This window comes from Streptomyces europaeiscabiei, assembly GCF_001550375.1.
Classification (GTDB): Bacteria; Actinomycetota; Actinomycetes; order Streptomycetales; family Streptomycetaceae; genus Streptomyces; species Streptomyces europaeiscabiei.
In genome coordinates this window covers 1-1023 of sequence record NZ_LRTR01000773.1, presented here as the reverse complement: position 1 = coordinate 1023, position 1023 = coordinate 1, and the positions used below count along the sequence as shown (strand labels likewise).

At 72.0% G+C, this 1023-nt stretch carries 1 protein-coding gene; it reads right to left on the bottom strand.

Annotated features, from left to right (window positions below; translation table 11 throughout):
• Window positions 1-1023 (bottom strand): acyl carrier protein (locus AWZ10_RS37915; RefSeq protein WP_167366029.1); only part of this gene is annotated, 1023 nt, incomplete at both ends.

Genomic DNA, 1023 nt, shown 5'->3' with positions numbered 1-1023 from the left:
GACTGCGCCGCCAGATGGATCGCCACCAGCGACGACGAACACGCCGTGTCCACCGTGATCGCCGGCCCCAACAGACCCAGCAGATACGAAAGCCGACCGGAGATCACACTGGTGGCGTTGCCCGTGAGGAGCATGCCGTCCAGCCCCTCAGGGGCTTCGTGCAGCAGGGTCGAGCCGTACTCCTGGGCGATCGCGCCGACGAACACGCCGGCCGTGCTGTTGCCGAGGGACGTCGGGTCGATACCCGCGCGCTCGAACGTCTCCCAGGCCGTCTCCAGCAGCAGTCGCTGCTGCGGATCCATCGTCAGAGCCTCACGCGGCGATATACCGAAGAACGCCTCGTCGAACCGCCCCGCGCCCTCCAGGAAGCCACCGTTGAGGGAATAGGACGTGCCGGGCTTGTCCGGGTCGGGGTCGTACAGGGTGTCCAGGTCCCAGCCGCGGTCGGTGGGGAACTCGCCGATCGCGTCGGTTCCGGACCGCAGCAGCTCCCACAGGTCCTCCGGGCCCGCGACCCCACCGGGCAGGCGGCACCCCATCGCGACGATGGCGATGGGGTCGGCGTCCGTCGTGCCGCTCGCCCGGAGCGCCGGGACGGCCGCCGCCGCTGCCGTGACTCCGTCGCGGCTCTCGGCCAGATGCTCCGCCAGGACCTGCGGGGTCGGATAGTCGAAGACGACGGTCGGGGCCAGCCGGAGACCGGTCGCGGTGTTGAGGCGGTTGCGCAGCTCGACCGCGGAGAGGGAGTCGAAGCCGACGTCCTTGAACGCGCTGTCGGCGCGTACCGCCTGCGGCGACTCGTGTCCCAGGACCGCTGCGGCGTGTCGGCGCACCACGTCGAGCAGGGCGCGTTCGGCCTCCTGCGACGAGAGTCCGGCGAGCCAGGCGCCGGCGTCCTCCGCGTCACCGGATTCGCCGGCGGCGGTACGCCGCGTGACAGCGCGGACGAGACCGCTCAGCAGAGTGGGCACCCCGCCGGAGCGCCGCCGCAGGGCGGCGTGGTCGAAGCGCGCGGCGACGAAG